At 43.4% G+C, this 17,010-nt stretch carries 15 protein-coding genes and 1 pseudogene; 8 read left to right on the top strand and 8 right to left on the bottom strand.

What is annotated here, in order from left to right:
* The first annotated feature begins 72 nt into the window (after nt 1-72).
* Nucleotides 73-513, top strand: a complete 441-nt coding sequence (locus NMG48_RS06675) for a hypothetical protein (protein WP_271254516.1) — start codon at nt 73-75, stop codon at nt 511-513.
* Here the strand turns inward: NMG48_RS06675 and NMG48_RS06670 are convergent.
* The 4 genes from NMG48_RS06670 to NMG48_RS06655 all read right to left on the bottom strand — a co-directional run bounded on the left by NMG48_RS06670 (nt 445) and on the right by NMG48_RS06655 (nt 6,210).
* Nucleotides 445-1,545, bottom strand: coding sequence for an adenylate/guanylate cyclase domain-containing protein (locus NMG48_RS06670; protein WP_271254515.1), 1,101 nt, complete (start codon nt 1,543-1,545; stop codon nt 445-447). The genes NMG48_RS06675 and NMG48_RS06670 overlap by 69 nt on opposite strands.
* 253 nt (nt 1,546-1,798) lie before the next feature.
* A complete protein-coding gene (locus tag NMG48_RS06665) occupies nt 1,799-3,289 on the bottom strand; it encodes a LuxR C-terminal-related transcriptional regulator (RefSeq protein ID WP_271254514.1) in 1,491 nt (496 codons plus the stop codon).
* 158 nt (nt 3,290-3,447) lie between these two features.
* Nucleotides 3,448-5,106 carry a DNA mismatch repair endonuclease MutL gene (gene mutL, locus NMG48_RS06660; RefSeq protein WP_271254513.1) on the bottom strand — a complete coding sequence of 553 codons (1,659 nt, stop codon included), beginning with the start codon at nt 5,104-5,106 and terminating at the stop codon, nt 3,448-3,450.
* Nucleotides 5,107-5,109: 3 nt separating this feature from the next.
* Nucleotides 5,110-6,210 (bottom strand): helix-turn-helix domain-containing protein, encoded by a 1,101-nt coding sequence (locus tag NMG48_RS06655; protein WP_271254512.1) that lies wholly within the window; start codon nt 6,208-6,210, stop codon nt 5,110-5,112.
* Between the two features lie 152 nt (nt 6,211-6,362).
* Between NMG48_RS06655 and NMG48_RS06650 the strand changes: the two genes are divergently transcribed.
* Nucleotides 6,363-9,146 carry a cation-translocating P-type ATPase gene (locus tag NMG48_RS06650; RefSeq protein ID WP_271254511.1) on the top strand — a complete coding sequence of 928 codons (2,784 nt, stop codon included), beginning with the start codon at nt 6,363-6,365 and terminating at the stop codon, nt 9,144-9,146.
* An 85-nt stretch (nt 9,147-9,231) separates the two neighbouring features.
* Nucleotides 9,232-9,570 carry a P-II family nitrogen regulator gene (locus NMG48_RS06645; protein WP_009627341.1) on the top strand — a complete coding sequence of 113 codons (339 nt, stop codon included), beginning with the start codon at nt 9,232-9,234 and terminating at the stop codon, nt 9,568-9,570.
* Between the two features lie 103 nt (nt 9,571-9,673).
* Here the strand turns inward: NMG48_RS06645 and NMG48_RS06640 are convergent, their stop codons facing one another.
* From NMG48_RS06640 to NMG48_RS06625, 4 genes are all read right to left on the bottom strand, one after another.
* Nucleotides 9,674-9,868: a hypothetical protein gene (locus tag NMG48_RS06640; RefSeq protein ID WP_271254510.1), complete on the bottom strand. Its 195-nt coding sequence runs from the start codon at nt 9,866-9,868 to the stop codon at nt 9,674-9,676.
* Between the two features lie 118 nt (nt 9,869-9,986).
* Nucleotides 9,987-10,733 carry a molybdopterin-dependent oxidoreductase gene (locus tag NMG48_RS06635; protein WP_271254509.1) on the bottom strand — a complete coding sequence of 249 codons (747 nt, stop codon included), beginning with the start codon at nt 10,731-10,733 and terminating at the stop codon, nt 9,987-9,989.
* On the bottom strand, nt 10,733-11,323 hold the full coding sequence (locus NMG48_RS06630) for a cytochrome b/b6 domain-containing protein (RefSeq protein ID WP_271254508.1): 591 nt from the start codon (nt 11,321-11,323) through the stop codon (nt 10,733-10,735). The genes NMG48_RS06635 and NMG48_RS06630 overlap by 1 nt, the downstream gene beginning before the upstream one ends.
* A 91-nt stretch (nt 11,324-11,414) precedes the next feature.
* On the bottom strand, nt 11,415-11,816 hold the full coding sequence (locus NMG48_RS06625; RefSeq protein ID WP_169363597.1) for a hypothetical protein: 402 nt from the start codon (nt 11,814-11,816) through the stop codon (nt 11,415-11,417).
* Between the two features lie 209 nt (nt 11,817-12,025).
* Here NMG48_RS06625 and NMG48_RS06620 point away from each other — a divergent pair, with 209 nt between their 5' ends.
* The 5 genes and pseudogenes from NMG48_RS06620 to NMG48_RS06600 all read left to right on the top strand — a co-directional run.
* Nucleotides 12,026-13,186: a glycerate kinase gene (locus NMG48_RS06620; RefSeq protein WP_271254507.1), complete on the top strand. Its 1,161-nt coding sequence runs from the start codon at nt 12,026-12,028 to the stop codon at nt 13,184-13,186.
* 253 nt (nt 13,187-13,439) lie between these two features.
* Complete coding sequence (gene psbB, locus NMG48_RS06615) at nt 13,440-14,969, top strand: photosystem II chlorophyll-binding protein CP47 (protein WP_271254506.1); 1,530 nt, start codon at nt 13,440-13,442, stop codon at nt 14,967-14,969.
* A gap of 6 nt (nt 14,970-14,975) precedes the next feature.
* Nucleotides 14,976-15,089, top strand: a complete 114-nt coding sequence (locus tag NMG48_RS06610; protein ID WP_094531873.1) for a photosystem II reaction center protein T — start codon at nt 14,976-14,978, stop codon at nt 15,087-15,089.
* Between the two features lie 121 nt (nt 15,090-15,210).
* On the top strand, nt 15,211-15,873 hold the full coding sequence (locus NMG48_RS06605) for an alpha/beta fold hydrolase (protein WP_271254505.1): 663 nt from the start codon (nt 15,211-15,213) through the stop codon (nt 15,871-15,873).
* Nucleotides 15,874-15,973: 100 nt separating this feature from the next.
* Nucleotides 15,974-16,840: pseudogene (locus tag NMG48_RS06600) on the top strand (AAA family ATPase); the annotation flags it as partial.
* Nucleotides 16,841-17,010: the final 170 nt, after the last annotated feature.

Below are 17,010 nucleotides of genomic sequence, written 5' to 3'. Positions count from 1 at the left end.
TTTTACCTAGGACAAAATGAAAATCCAAAATTCTTACTAGACTTGATTTTGAGCTTAGGAGGTAAGAACCTTATGGCACATAATTATCAAGAAAAAATTGTCTCTCTGTGGAGCGTTTTTCTTCTCGGGTTACTCTTCCATACCCAGCTAGGTTTAATGCCCCTATTTCATGGTCTAAATGTGGTCGTATCTCAGGCTCAAAATATGGAAGCGATCGCCCCAGTGATGTGGTTAATGCTCGCCTTTTTTGCGTTACCAATGGCAGCAATTGTTGGCACGGTGATGACCCATGCCAGACGATTTCGCACCATCCATTTCTGGTTTACAGCGCTATACACATTGCTAAATTTATCGCATCTGATTGCGGATCTGATGGTGCAGCCAATTATCTGGTATCAAATCGTGTTGATGTTGATTCTATTGATCATTGGACTGTTGATTAATCTAGTTGCTTGGCAATGGATGCATGATGGCAGAAATATTCATATGAAAGACAGTGAGAGGTTCGCTTAATCCTTTTAAATTTGCCGAACTCTTTTGAAAATAGTAATTGCCTGCATTAGCGAGCGCCTGTGCGTGGCTCAGCAATGATTCAGTGAATACAATGTCATTGCCTTGGCTGAGTCCTTCGACTCTAGCGGCGGTATTTACCGTTGTACCGAAATAATCAGAGCGTTCATTGAGGTTAACGCTAATGCAAGCCCCCGCATGAATACCAATTTTGAGAATGAGTTGCGGCTCTGTTGATTCAAATTGTTGATTAAAATACTGCATAGCCTCTTGCATTGTGATCGCTGCTTTCAACCCATCATCAGGTGAGGTAAAACTTGCCATAATCGCATCCCCAATAGTTTTGATCACAGCTCCATTATGCTGATCAACGATTTGAAAGAGAAGGTTGAAATGTTGACGGACTAAACTATAGGCTTGGGAATCACCTCTTTGACTATAGAGAGCAGTCGAGCCAGCTAAATCCGTAAATAAAATCGTGACTTGGCGAATTAGTAAGCTCTCATTCGGTGGAATAGTTTCACGGGGAAATAGTTCGCGAAATATCTGTAATGTTAAGAGGCGATGTCCTGAAACTACACCATATTTGTCATCAATCTGTTTCCGAAATTCGGGATCGTTGGCTTCCTTGGGTAGCGATCGCAATCTTTCATCAATGCTAAATGTGACTCTTACCTGATGATCGGCATCGGATTCATGCTTGTGGTGACAGACGGGACAGATATGGAATGTTCTCAACTTGCCTAATTGCGTTGCCGCAAAATCTACGCCTTGACACATAGGACATTGAATATCCCAATTTAGGGTCATAATCCCTTCTTTTAGGGCAACTACTAACAATTTCAAGGTGTCACGCTCTGATATCTGTAATTGCTCAGCAATTAGGCGTGGATTGACGTGATAAAGAAATCGGCTATCAGGATTTTGGAGGAAATTAAGAAAATGCTCTTTTTCGCGATCGCCAATTTCATAGTGACTGAGAGACGTAACTGCTTGTGCGAGCTTTGTCTGAGATGAATTAAAAAGTTTTAGCATAGTTGCATTTTAAATATCGCTGGGCGATAACTTTGATAAGTAACAAACTGATGCGTCTCAATTGTACTTTGCAAAATTCTGAACAACCTTGATTTTTCTATTCTATAGCAATGCCGACTTTGCATAAGTAACGTCAGTTTGGGTTGAGCTGGCAAATTTTAAAAGTCCAAAAGTAAAAGTCCTGCTTAGCAAGGCTTTTACTTTTGGGCTTTGATAGAGGGTTTGCGTAGCAAACCCTCTATCAAAGCCCGTTTCAAAATAGAATCCAGTCATTTACTATTGCTATATGCAGTGCTTGTAATCGAGTTTTCGCCTTGAGTTTCGCAAGAGTATTGTTGATGTGAAATTTAACCGTACTTTCGCTGATCACCAGTTGTTTGGCGATCGCGCGATCGCGTAAACCCTTTGCCAATAACTGCATAATTTCTAACTCGCGTTCTGAGAGCAACGGCAGCAAATCTTTATTAGCTTCAAGTCCCCAAGATTCTCCTCGCATCACGGCATTTACAACTTCACATAACTGTTCGGGCGCGATCTCCAGATCGATCTTTGCCTGTACTCCTGATGGCATAGGATGGTTGGCTTGCTGGATCCAAATTACATACTTAGCCCTATGAACAGCACTAATATCGTCTGTAAGGAGAGGAATTTGAGAGTCAGGATTCTCTATGTCTTCCAAAGCTGTTTCTGAGAAAGTTCCTGAGAGAAATTCTAAATTATTGATTACCGTTAATCCTGCTAAAAATGCCAGATGGGTAAAAGCTGTTTGTAAAACAGGGGATTTACATTTGATGTGGATATTCTGCGAAGTCTTAACGCTAGGATAGGGGATTGATAGGGATAGCTGAATACTGCGTTGGGTATCTAGAAATTGCTTACTGAGTACTCCTCCCAAACAAGAAATAATGGGGAATAACTCACTAAATATAGAATCAATATGTTGAGTTTGAGGTTGATCTTGAAACGGAACAGCAAGATCATTTGCTGGCACAATTGCCTCTAAACTAACATTATCTCTCTGATAGCTGAGACAACAATAAGCACATCCAAATTGGTTTAAAATCTCCGCAGTTTGGAGAAACACATAAGTAATTGGCAGTGAAAGCGATCGCTCAGCTCCGACTAGGGTAATACGAGTTGAACTCAAAATAGTTGCTAATTGCTCCGATAGAGGCAATCGGCTAAAGACTGGAAATATTGACGAAGATGACCATACTTGCTTTTCCTGCTGATATTGCAGGGCAGTATCTAGAGCAAGACTGGTCATCGTACAGAGTGTTTGCAGAATCTCTAGAAACTCAGGTGCTAAAGGTTCGCGACTAAAGTTAGCAAGAACTCCTAAAACTCTACCTCTAATCATCAAAGGATAACCGACAAATCCACGAATATGATTGGCGATCGCCCATTCTCGATTACCAACCCACGACTCTTCAGCAAGATTATTACTTAAAAAGGAAATGCGATTTTGAGCAATTTTGCCAACTTTATAGGCTCCTAAAGGCACTCTACTAAACCCACCATTAGTGTGGCTATACATACCCGATGAAGCCACTAGTTTTAGGAATTGTTCATTTGTTTCTAGTAACCAAACCCGTGCTAAGGCTATGCCAAACTTCTGGATTAACCCCTCTGTTAACTGATGGGCGATCACTTCTGGCTCTAGACATCCAGAAAATGTTTGGGCAATCTGAGCAATTTGATGCAAATCAAATAGAAGTCTATTTGAATTAAGTGACTCAGGCATTAGGAGATCAGCATAGTTTAGAGCTTCTCTAATTGAGACTCAGGTTTGGATTTAATTATGTGTTTCAAGTTACCGCAGTATCAAAAGCTATACGACTTATGCACAAGCAGAGCATGTGCCGTGCAAAGCACCGCGTAAATGACGGAAAATAGTCTTACCTATTTTGAGATGAGCCAATTGCGACGGAAAAACCTTGCTAGATCGGACTCATCGATCGCTAAACAGATCGGGCGACCATGGGGACAGGTATGGGGATTGCGGGTTTGTTGCCATTGCCAGAGCAAGTCGCGAATCGTGGTTAAATCTAGCTTTGTCCCGTTACGAATGGCACTCCGACAAGCTGCCGTTGCTCTCGCCATCGTTGGATCATCCTGTTGAGCCATTTCTTGCAAAATTACCGCACAGTCTTGATGACCAATGAGAATTTCTGGCAGCGATCGCACTGCCCATAGTTCATTACCAAAGGCTTCGATTTCTAAGCCCAAGGCTTGCAGTCTCTCAATGCCATCGGCATTAATTTTTTGTAAGAGAATTGGCTGTTCAATGGGGACTATTTGCCACTGCATTTCAATTCTTTCAAAGATTACTCGTTCATGGGCAACATGCTGCTCCACTAGCCATAGTCCACCTGAATGCTCGGCAAGAATGTAAGTATCAAGCACTTGAGCGATCGCCTTGAGAGAAGAATTGGGCTGATTAAAGTTTTCGCGCTTTGTTGGGATCAAATAAGAGGTTTTCCGTTCCGCCGTTCTTAATAGATCATTTGCAGCACTACCATAACTAGTCTGAGTATTACTTTCAGGTGCTTTTAGAACTTCCGTAATCCCATCTTTAATTTGAGCTTGAATATCGCCTAAGTTCTGAATGTAGGCTTCAGCTTTAGCAGGATGACGATTCCAATCAATGCGATCGCAGGCTAAATTAAGATCCACAATGCAAACGGGAAAACGATTGCGCGGTAAAGTTCTCTCTAAACTCGAAAGAATAGTTTGCTCTAGTTCAGGAAAATTTACCCCCCGACCATTCAGAATAATTTTTACCCAATCGGGACGACGACGTGATAGGCGATCGGGCAGTCCAAGGGTGATCGAGATTTTACCTCCCTCTCCTTCGGGAGAGGGATTGGGGGTGATGGCAAATTCTTTATAAGCTAAGTCATAGGACTGAATCGAATTAATGATTTGTGGCAAAATCTCACTCGCATTCTCGCCTGCCCAAATTGTGAACCATTCGCGATTGTCCAGATTTACTTGCCAATTTATCTGGGGATTGGCGATCGCCATCTGCTGAATTTGCAACTGCACCCTGCGAATCTGTTGGGAGCTATTCGGTAAAGACTGTAAGCGATTGGGATAGCGTGCAAAGAGATTGCGAACGGTTACGACTGTCCCCGTTGCGATCGCCACTACTTTGGGCGGAGATTGCAAATTGCCATGCTCATCGTAATTAGTCTGATAGCCCACTGGCTCTAGGATCGGACGACTACAAATACTCAAATCAGCAAGTTGCGCCAGACTATACAGCGCTTCACCCCGAAAGCCTAAACTATGGATTTGGCGTAAATCTTCGGCATTATTAATTTTGCTAGTTGTGTGTGGAGTGGCAGCTTGGGACAAATCGGCGATCGCCATACCCACGCCATTATCACTTACTTGTACCGATAATGAATCCATCCAAATCGAAATCACAACCCGCGTTGCTTGGGCATCGATCGCATTTTCCGCAAGTTCCCTAACTACTGCCGCTAAGGAATCAATCACCTCACCTGCGGCGATTAGATGCACAACTTCAATAGGTAGAGTGTGGATATTTTGCATTGCTTATCCTAAGCGCTGCTTCAGCCAAAATTGTAAAGTGGGTAGCGCAATCCGATAGCCATATTTTGCCCCATAAACTAGACCCTTCTGCTCCAAACTATCTAGCGCTCCTTGCAAGCTACCCCCCTTAGAAAGTTGATGCCTTTGAATATATTCGCGACTATGGGGACTGACTGTCGGATCGATCGCTAAGCTCTCTAATACCCTGACCTGTGTTGGTGGTAAGAGCATGATTAAAGATTCAAAAGTAGGGGCAAGATCTTCAATTAGCTCCAACATATTCTGATGGACATGGTGCGACTGAATCAAAAATTCGCTATGGGTTGGGAATTTAGTTTGGGTAAGACAGTCTTGCCAAATTCTTCTAGTCAAAGCGATCGCATCGCTCAGATTGCCTTGAATATAGTCTGTGAATAATTGGAGGGTTTGGGAATCAGCAAATTTTAAGCCCTTGGACTGCATCGTTGCTTCTAGCCATTCACATAGCTCGGTATTGCTAAGTGGAGGCAATTCCACCACATGAATACTCAGCTTGTGCATCCAAGGTTCAGGGACAGTGGCAATCAGTACATAACTGACTCGACTTTGGAGTTGAATTTCCCGCCGCAAATATTCTTCCCATTCCCCTTTGCGATCCCATGAGCGAATATGGGTGAAATTATGCAACACGATCGCTACCCGACAATCCAGCCACTCTGCCATTTGCTGAGGAATGCTCAATAAATTTTGAAATAAATTCCAAATACCTGCTGTAGTCAGTTTCCAAACCATCCTAGTCTTAGATTGTTCTGTCACTTCAAAGGTAACAGGCTGCTCCTTAAGTAACTTTTGCAACATTAGTAACTCTTCAGGACGATCAAAGGCATTTAGCAAACTTGCAGCTAGTAATTTCAAAAAGCGATCGCCATCGGTTGCCCGCAAACAGTCTAAAGTAATTACCCTTGCACCTACATTTTGCGCCGCCCATTTAACCAGAGTTCTGCGACCACTGCCTGCGACACCTGCGATCAGCAAATCACCATCTGCTAGCAAAATTTGACTGATCTGCTCTAGTTCTGTTTGTCTGCCTACCAATCTCTGGGGCAAAAAAGGATTGTTACTCATGGGGTAATTGTATAGCAACCAGAGAGAGAATGAGTGGCGGCGCAAAGCGCCGCCACTCATTCTATTGTTTTTGTATCACGATTAGTCAATTTTTAAACCAGCTAGTACTATTTTTTAGTACTATGTTCATAACCGTTTACCTGTAAATATTTATGGCAATAGAGACAACCGATCCTGCGCCTGCTCCTGCCTATTGGCATACTCTTGGGGTTGATGAAGCACTTCAGGAACTGCAAAGTGATCCAGAGCAAGGGATTACCAGTCAAGAAGTCGCGATCAGATTTGATCGCTATGGCGCAAATGAGTTAACTGAAAAAGTTGGGCGATTGCCTCTCCAAATTTTCATCGATCAGTTTACAAATATCATGCTGCTGATGCTGATGGCAGTAGCCGTAGTTTCCGCATTTCTCGATATTCAGGCTAAAGAATTTCCCAAAGATGCGATCGCCATTTCTTCCATTGTGCTGCTCAATGGAATTCTCGGCTATATGCAGGAAACCAATGCCGAAAAAGCACTTGCCGCTCTCAAGCGTCTTTCTTCCCCAAGGGTAAGAGTGATTCGCAATGGCGAAATTATAGAAACTAATGGCAAAGAATTAGTACCTGGTGACATCATGCTCCTGGAAGCAGGTGTCCAAATCGCCGCTGATGGAAGATTAATTGAAGAACAAAATCTGCAAGTACGTGAATCTGCGCTCACAGGCGAAGCCGAAGCGGTTAACAAAGAAGCCAATCTGATCTTAGAAGCCGATGCGAGTTTAGGCGATCGCCTCAATTGTGTTTATCAAGGCACTGAGGTTGTCCAAGGACGCGCCAAAGTGTTAGTCACAAAAACGGGAATGCGGACTGAGTTAGGCAAAATAGCCGCCCTCATTCAAGATGTGGAAACAGAAGACACGCCTCTGCAACAGCGCATGTCCCAGCTAGGCAATGTGTTGGTAACTGGTTCCTTAATTTTAGTAGGTCTAGTTGTGGGTATCGGGTTACTCAACAAAGGTAATTTCGGTGAATTACTGAAAACTTCCCTTAGTATGGCAGTAGCTGTAGTTCCTGAAGGTTTACCTGCGGTGGTGACAGTCACGCTTGCTTTAGGTACACAGCGCATGGTGAGGAGAAATGCACTGATTCGCCGGTTACCCGCTGTAGAAACTCTGGGTTCTGTCACAACAATTTGTTCTGACAAAACAGGAACACTCACTCAAAATAAAATGGTAGTGCAGGGTATTCGCACAGGGCAGCATTCCCTCCAAGTCTCAGGGGATGGATATGCGCCAACGGGTGAGTTTACGATCTTAGGAAGCTCTCCAGAGGATTCGCATCTAACCGTTAACAATATTCCTGAAGTTCAGCAGTTATTAATGGCTTGCGTCTTCTGTAATGATTCAATTCTGCAACAAAAAGATGGCGAATGGATAATCATTGGTGATCCTACAGAAGGTGCATTGCTAGTACTGGCTAGTAAAGGTGGTTGTGATTTCTCAGAATGGCAGCATCGGATGCCCCGTGTGTTTGAAGTTCCCTTCTCCTCTGAGCGCAAGCGTATGAGTGTACTGGTGCAGGGTGAACAGGGCGGTAATGTGCTTTTTTGCAAAGGTTCCCCTGAATTAACCCTAGAATGTTGCACCCATATTCAAATTGGTGATCAGATTCACGCGATCGCTGATTTTCAAAGGCAGCATGTACTCGCGCAAAATAATGAGCTTGCTAGTCGTGGGTTGCGCGTCCTTGGTTTTGCCTATCGCACTTTTTCTGAACTTCCCGAAGGTGGCCTTACCGAAAAAGATGAAAGTAATTTAGTCTGGGTGGGATTAGTAGGAATGCTTGATGCCCCACGTCCAGAAGTTCGTGAAGCTGTGAAGCGCTGCCGTGAAGCTGGCATTCGTCCTGTCATGATTACGGGTGATCATCAACTCACTGCTAAGGCGATCGCTGAAGATTTGGGTATTGCTTATAAAGGCGAGCAAGTGATCACAGGCAAAGAACTAGAACTCATGAGCCAATCTGACCTAGAGCAGCAGGTTAATCAGGTCAGCGTCTATGCCCGAGTCTCTCCTGAGCATAAATTACGGATTGTCCAAGCTTTGCAAAAGCAACATCACTTTGTCGCAATGACAGGGGATGGGGTAAACGATGCCCCTGCCCTCAAACAGGCTGACATTGGCATTGCCATGGGCATTACAGGCACGGACGTATCTAAAGAAGCTAGCGACATGATCCTCTTGGATGATAACTTCGCCACGATAGTTGCTGCTGCTGAAGAAGGTCGTGTTGTTTATACAAATATTCGCCGCTTCATCAAATATATTCTTGGTAGCAACATTGGCGAAGTAATCACGATCGCGATCGCGCCAATGTTGAATTTCTCAGTTCCCTTAATTCCTTTGCAAATTTTGTGGATGAATCTCGTTACCGATGGTTTACCTGCCCTTGCCCTTGCCGTTGAACCAGCCGAACCAAATGTCATGAAACGCCCACCTGTTGATCCCCGTGAAAATATTTTTGCGAGAGGCATGGGAGCATATATGGTGAGAATTGGGATTGTCCTTTCGATTATCACAATTTCCCTCATGGTCTGGGCGCATGGCTATACCAATGCCAATTTCAATGATGTTTATTTACCAAATCGCTGGGAAACAATGGTATTTACAACCCTTTGTATTGCCCAAATGGGACATGCGATCGCCATTCGCTCCAACACCCAGCTCACCATTGAGCTAAACCCCATGACCAATCCTTTTGTATGGGGATCGGTGATTATGACCACAGTTTTGCAATTAGTGCTAATTTATGTGGAACCGTTCCGTATTTTCTTTGGTACATACTTAATCACCCCTACCGAATTAGCAGTTTGTTTTGGTTTTAGCGCCTTAATGTTTGTTTGGATAGAATTGGAGAAATTGGTAATTCGTTGGTGGCTATGGCAACGCCAATCCTGACGACAATCCCGAATAGTATGCTAGGCTACAAATTTGGGTATCGATTCAAGTGTATTAAAGTTCAAGAATCAGTGGAGGAGTTAATTTGAAAAAGGTTGAAGCAATCATTCGTCCATTCAAGCTTGACGAAGTCAAAATTGCTCTGGTAAATGCTGGCGTAGTCGGTATGACTGTATCAGAAGTGCGTGGTTTTGGTCGTCAAAAAGGACAAACAGAGCGCTATCGCGGCTCTGAGTATACAGTTGAGTTTCTACAAAAGCTCAAAATTGAGATTGTTGTAGAAGATGACCAAGTGGATATGGTAGTAGATAAAGTTATTACTGCCGCTCGTACTGGCGAAATTGGCGATGGTAAGATTTTCGTATCTCCTGTAGAGCGAATTATCCGAATTCGTACTGGTGAAAAGGATTTAGAAGCTGTCTAAGTCTAGACTCACACAAAGAGAGGCGGCGCTTAGCGCCGCCTCTCTTTGTGTGCATCAATATCAAGATTCGCCAGATATTAATTCTCTTTTTGGGAAGATATTTTTAGGAAGACATTAAAATTGTTTCTAATATTTGGGCAATGACTGCACCTAAGATCGCAACTGTTAAATATTTACCAATCATCGGATTTTTGCCAAGGGAATCATCTTTTTTACAGCCAGTTAAGAACAGCGACCACGCTTGAGTCGCATTGATAGATTGAAATTTATTAAAACTAGTTGTGAAAATTAAACGCATGGATGTTACCTAACCTACGCAGAGCGCTATAGGCTGAACATATCATGAAACTCGTAATAAAAGTTAATATAAATAAAATGATGTGCGTCGCACATCATTTTATTTGATATATTTGCGTTTATAAGCCTGCATACCATTCATAGCCCAAATCTTCCCAATAGCCACGTTTTTCACCTAGCTCACTCGTAAGCTGGATTCGCGTTACCCATTTACTGAGTTTATAGCCAAGCTTTACGGGAGAAGCCAGACGCAACGGCGCACCATTTTCTGGTGCTAGGTGCTGTCCATTTTTCTGATATGCCATCAAGGTTTGAGGATGTTGTACTGAGTCAAGATCCCAACTTTCGTAGTAGCCATCTGCCGAATAAAAATAGACATATTTAGATTGGGGCAATGGCTTCGCGATCGCTAAGAGATCTTGCAACCTTACGCCACCCCACTGCACGATTGCCGCCCATCCTTCGACACATACATGGCGAATCACCATTGAGGTCAATGGCAATTTCTGTAAATCGCTCATACTCAGACTAAGAGGATTATTGACTTCCCCATCAATAATGAGCCGATAAGCATCAAAATTAATTGTTGGCGTACCCCGAAAACTATTAACAATTAACTTATCTGGCTCGATCGCTGTAATAGGAAATTCGGGTATTGGTTGCTGTGGCTGAAAGATTAATGACTCAACCTGTTGATTGAGTGGTTCTGATATTTCGCCCACAACACCTTCCGCAAGGCTGCCAAATCCAATGGTGAGCAAACCCGCACCCGCTAAATTCAAAAAGCGACGACGAGGGATAGTGTCAGTACCATCATCAATCTCTAATTCGGTGTTAGGGGATTTTTGTTCAGGTTCTTGGGTCATTAGTTATTCCTCCAAAACATCGAATCCAATAAGCGATCGCCACCGACCTTGCGCCCCAACTGTGAATGCAGGAATCCTAAAATCAATGTGCTAGGTACTGCCATAAAGTGTGTAATTCGCAGAGCGTCCCACCCACCAAAACTATCAACAATCCAATAAAACTGAGCAGGCTTATACATGCCCACACCCGTAAAGATCGACAGCAATAAAATGGGGATGAGTAAGGTATAGACCACCCGATGCCAAGCATAGTTTTTACGTTTGACATTTTGACTAACCAGTAGCGCCTTGACATCTTTGCCACTGACATAGCGATGTTGCCAACGGCGCGTCAGCAAAACATAAATGCCATACCACAATAAATTCAGCACAAAGATCCACATCATGGCAAAATGCCAATGTCTCCCCCCTGCAAGCCATCCCCCTAATCCAAAAATAGGTGGCATGTGAAGCCCACTCCGCCCACCAAAGACAGGATTGGCATTGTAAATCTGTAAACCGCTAGTCATCATCAGAAACAAACTCACTAAACTTACCCAGTGAAAGACTTTAGTAGGTAAGGCTTGCTTTGGCATAACAGGCGATCGCATAGATATTCCTTGCTACTTTAATAAATCCATAAAACATGAAAAAGGGCGCGAAGCGCCCTTTTTCATTTAATTTCACTAAATGAACTAAAAACTATTGAGGCTTTTTGGTAGCGTCAGCAGGCTTAGCATCGGTCTTGGTAGCATCAGCAGGCTTAGCGTCAGACTTGGTAGCATCAGCAGGCTTAGCATCGGTCTTGGTAGCGTCAGTCTTAGTTGCATCAGCCTTATCCTTATCAGCAGCAGGCTTAGCATCGGTCTTGGTAGCGTCAGCAGGTTTAGCATCCTTAGCATCGGTCTTGGTAGCATCAGCAGGCTTAGCATCCTTAGCTTTGTCCTTGGTAGCATCAGCAGCAGGAGTTGTTGCTGCGGGCTTTGCAGTAGGAGCAGATGTAGCTGCTGGGGTAGAGGTAGGAGCAGGAGTTTCAGAAGCACAAGAAACTAGACCAGCAGATAAGCCAAGGCTTGCAACGATCAAAAGAGCTTTCAAATTCATAGTCGTAATTTTTTCTGTTTAGTAATGTATCTAACTAGTGTTTGATGTCAGTAATTATATGTAGTTTTTGTGGAGGAGCCTGCGTATAATTACTCACGATAATATTCTATGTTAAATAATTGTTAATTAACAGCTTAATTTTTGTAAATTTGTAATCTGTATAGCCGTATTAAGTCTTAAATCATGCAGATGCCTGATTGGGTAAGGGAATGATTGAAAATCAACTTATAAGAATTATTGAACTGATCGGGCATGGCGATCGCTTATCTGAGCAGGATGAAAATTTACTCAAACAAGATTTACTGGCAACCAATAATCACTTGCAATTCACAGATATCAAGGATTTGCATGATTTGGAGGTGGGAGAGATTGACGCGATTATTCACCAGCGATCGCATCTATTACACCTAGCTTTCTCAGGAATTTCACAAGTCGTCACAAAGCAAAATATTCAATTAGATCATCCTTCAGATGTATTTACTCTTTTGTGGTATTTCTGGATTCCTCTTGCTCAAAAACTTGCCGATCAACAACAAAAATTAGGTAGACCATTAATTCAAGGTTTACTAGGAGGGCAGGGAACAGGCAAAACAACATTAGGGATCATCTTAAATATTCTGTTAAAGCATCTCGGCAAAACTTTTTTAAGCATTTCCCTTGATGATTTATACAAAACCTATGCCGATCGCCAAAAATTACGAGAGCGTCGTCCCGATCTAATTTGGCGCGGGCCCCCTAATACCCACGATGTAGATCTAGGGCTTCAGATTTTGCAGCAATTACGCGATCGCAATCTAGATCAACCTCAACCAATTGCTATTCCTCGTTTTGACAAGTCTTTGCACAATGGTGCAGGCGATCGCATTGATCCTGAAATTTCCTATGGTGCAGATATTGTCTTGTTTGAAGGCTGGTTTGTGGGGATGCACCCCCTGCCAATTTCAGCATTTCGTAATTTTATCCCCCCCATCTTGTCGGAAAGCGATCGCGAATTTGCCCTTGAATGCAACGCCAACCTATATAACTACCTGCCCCTTTGGAATTATCTCGACAGCTTAATTGTGCTTGTCCCTAAAGACTACCAATACAGCTTGCAATGGCGACTAGAAGCCGAACATAAATTAATTGCATCTGGAAAAACAGGTATGAGCGATCGCGAAATTACCCAATTTGTTGAGTATTTCTGGAAGGCACTCCATCCTGAACTATTTTTGCCCCGCCTGCTAGGAAACCATGCAACAAGCGATCGCTTTTTAGGCGATCTGATAAATCCGATCAATAGTGATCATATAAATAGAGCCTATCCGCCCGTTGATTTAGCGATCGAAATATCGCGATCGCACCTACCAAAACGCATTTATCGTCCCTAAATCCAATATTGATGCATCGCAAATTGGAATTTTACTGATTTTTAATATAGCGATCGAGCAATCAATCGGAAGGAATAGTTTATTATTGTGTTACGAATAAAATAACCAAACTGACTTCACATTCCTGATCAAAGTGTTTGCTTAAATTACTTTTAAGTATTTGAGTAATCGCCTAAGTCAGGATCAATTATCATAAATTAAAATTAAGAATCGTTAAGATCTTATTCACTACATAGATTAAGGAACATTTGCAATGGGATTACCCTGGTATCGAGTGCATACAGTTCTCCTGAACGATCCAGGAAGACTGATTGCCACGCACCTGATGCACACTGCTCTTGTAGCAGGGTGGGCAGGCTCGATGGCACTTTACGAGCTAGCAATTTTTGACCCCAGTGACCCCGTCCTCAACCCCATGTGGCGGCAAGGTTTGTTTGTCATGCCTTTCATGACCCGTATTGGTATTACCAATTCTTGGGGCGGCTGGACAATTACAGGTGGCTCAACGGCTGACCCTGGCTTCTGGTCTTTTGAAGGTGTTGCACTTGCACACATCGTCCTCTCTGGTTTACTCTTCCTAGCTGCTATTTGGCATTGGGTAAACTGGGATCTCGAACTGTTCAGAGATCCTCGCACAGGTGAGCCTGCTTTAGACTTGCCTAAAATGTTCGGTATTCACCTCTTCTTGTCTGGTTTACTCTGCTTTGGCTTTGGTGCATTTCACGTAACAGGGCTATTTGGTCCTGGTATCTGGGTATCCGATGCCTATGGCTTGAATGGTCATGTTGCTCCCGTCGCTCCTGAATGGGGACCCAATGGATTTAACCCCTTCAATGCTGGTGGTATTGCTGCGCACCACATTGCCGCAGGTATCGTGGGCATCATTGCGGGTCTATTCCACTTGACCGTGCGTCCACCAGAGCGTCTTTACAAAGCGCTCCGTATGGGTAACATCGAAACCGTACTATCTAGCAGTATTGCAGCTGTGTTTTTTGCAGCATTTGTTGTTGCTGGAACCATGTGGTACGGCTCCGCAGCTACCCCTATCGAGTTATATGGACCAACCCGCTATCAGTGGGATACTAACGCTTTCCAACAAGAAATCTCTCGCCGTGTCCAAGCTGGTATTAACTCTGGCTTGAGTGAGCAAGAAGCTTGGTCAACTATTCCCGACAAACTTGCTTTCTATGACTACGTTGGTAACAGCCCTGCTAAAGGTGGTTTGTTCCGCGTTGGTCCAATGAACAATGGTGATGGTATTGCCCAAAGCTGGCAAGGACATCCAATTTTCAAGGATAAAGAAGGTCGTGAACTCAGTGTTCGTCGTTTGCCTAACTTCTTTGAAACCTTCCCTGTAGTTCTCCAAGACCAAGATGGCGTTGTCAGAGCTGACATTCCTTTCCGTCGTGCTGAATCTAAGTACAGTGTTGAGCAAACTGGTGTAACTGTCTCCTTCGTTGGTGGTCAGTTAAATGGCAAAACCTTCACTGATGCACCTTCTGTGAAGAAATATGCTCGTCAAGCTCAGCTAGGCGAAATTTTTGAATTCGATCAAGAAAAGAATAATTCTGACGGTGTATTCCGTACTAGCCCTCGTGGTTGGTTTACCTTTGGACATGCAGTATTTGCATTGTTCTTCTTCTTTGGTCACATTTGGCATGGTGCTCGCACCTTGTTCCGCGATGTGTTTGCTGGGGTTGACCCAGAACTCAGCGAAGAGCAAGTTGAATGGGGTGCTTTCCAAAAAGTTGGCGACAAAACTACTCGCGCTGTTGAGGCATAGTATCTAATGGAAGCTCTCACTTACACTTTTATTTTCGCTTGTTTGATTGGTTTGTTCTTCTTTGCAATCTTCTTCCGTGAACCTCCTAAGGTCATCTCTAACTCTAAAGATAAGAAGTAAATAAAAAAGCCCGCCTAAGCGGGCTTTTTTATTTAGAAGTTACGCAGCAGTAGCTTTTAGCCAAGAACTCAATTTCTTGACTAAAAGCTCAAGTCCTATCTATAAAACGAAAATTTTACCTATGGAAGGTCAACGCCCAAAACTTATCGTATTTTCCCAGCATGGAATGAGTGACGGCAATTATTCTATGGAGACTTTAGCCAAGAAAGTTGCTCTCCCAGCATCTAAAATTATTGCCCCCTATTTAGGCTCTTTGCCATCCTTCGTACCAGATAGATTTAGGTTTTCGATTGAAACGCATTTTGCGATCGCCCCGCTTATTCAAAAAGTAGCTAAATCTGCTGAACAAACGTTTCAAGATTATCCTGATATACCTGCGCGGATCATTGCCACATCACTCGGCGGAGTCATTTGGGTAGAAGTCCTATCTCGCCATCCTGAATGGTGGTCTCGTATTGAATCTTTAATCCTTTTAGGCTCTCCCATTGGTGGTGCAGATGTTGCCAAAATTCTGAGTGCTTGGGGATTTAGGATTGGCATGGCTAAACATCTGAGTGAAGATAGACGATACTTAGCCGAAAAGATTGCGGCGGTAATTCCGACATTAGTTGTAGCGGGGCATATTATCGGCGGCTGGGATCTAATGGTTACGGTTGAGTCCACGAAAATCAAACATGCTCATTTTATTTGTTTGAATGGAGTCAATCACTCCGATCTACGGACTCATCCTAGAGTGATTCAAGCAATTCAAGAATTTTGGGCAAAGCCTCAAAACCCTTTTTAACTCTAAACTTCAGAGCTTTGCCAACGGATTAGCAAGAAATGAGATCCCAAGAGAGCCTTGAGATAGGCTAAATTGCTTATAGTTCTTAAAATTAATCTGTATGTCTTATTACATTTCACCGCGCTTTCTGGATAAATTGGCTGTACATCTTGCCAAGAATTTTATGAAGTTGCCAAATGTGAATGTGCCGCTAATTTTAGGTATTCATGGGGGCAAAGGTGAAGGTAAGTCATTTCAATGTGAGTTAGCTTTTCAGAAACTAGGGATTGATCCGATCAGAATGTCGGGTGGTGAGTTGGAAAGCCCTGATGCTGGTGATCCTGCGCGATTGATTAGGATGCGCTATCGAGAGGCTGCTGAGTTGGTAAAGGTGCGGGGCAAGATGTGCGCTCTCTTGATTAACGATCTCGATGCGGGGGCAGGAAGAGTTGATAGCACTACGCAATATACGGTGAACACTCAGTTAGTTAATGCCACATTAATGAATATTGCGGACAATCCAACCAATGTGCAGCTTCCAGGGAGCTATGACAGCAATCCGATCAGACGTGTGCCGATTATTGTGACGGGGAATGATTTTTCGACTTTGTATGCGCCTTTGGTGCGCGATGGTCGTATGGAAAAGTTTTATTGGAATCCCGATCGCGAAGATCGCATTGGGATTGTTAGTGGCATTTTTGCTCCAGATAATATTCCGCAGTGGGAAATTGAGCGCCTTGTCGATATGTATCCCGATCGCTCGATTGATTTCTTTGGTTCATTGCGCTCAAGTCTCTATGATGAGCAGGTACGCAAGTTTGTTTATCAAATTGGCTTAGAGCGTCTATCACTGCGTTTAGTCAATAGCACTGAAGCTTTACCAGAATTTCGCCCACCTAGTTTCGATCTTAGGACTTTACAAGAGGCGGGCGATCGCCTGTTAGCAGAAGGCGATCGGGTTAGTCAGCGTAATCTCGTTGAGGAATATATGCCAGTGGGCAAGGTACTGCGATAAGTTTCTGAGTAACAGTCCCGTCTAGCCATATCCGTAATAATTAGCACCAAGAATTACTAAAAGTGCTTTTCAGATGTGTTTCCCCGCCAAAGGCGGAAAAACATATTCACTACTATAAGTAATTCTTGGTGCTAATTATTTAG

Source organism: Pseudanabaena sp. Chao 1811 (assembly GCF_027942295.1).
Taxonomy (GTDB): Bacteria; Cyanobacteriota; Cyanobacteriia; order Pseudanabaenales; family Pseudanabaenaceae; genus Pseudanabaena.
Note: the sequence above shows the minus strand (reverse complement) of the source record. Positions and strands in the feature narration are given on the sequence as shown.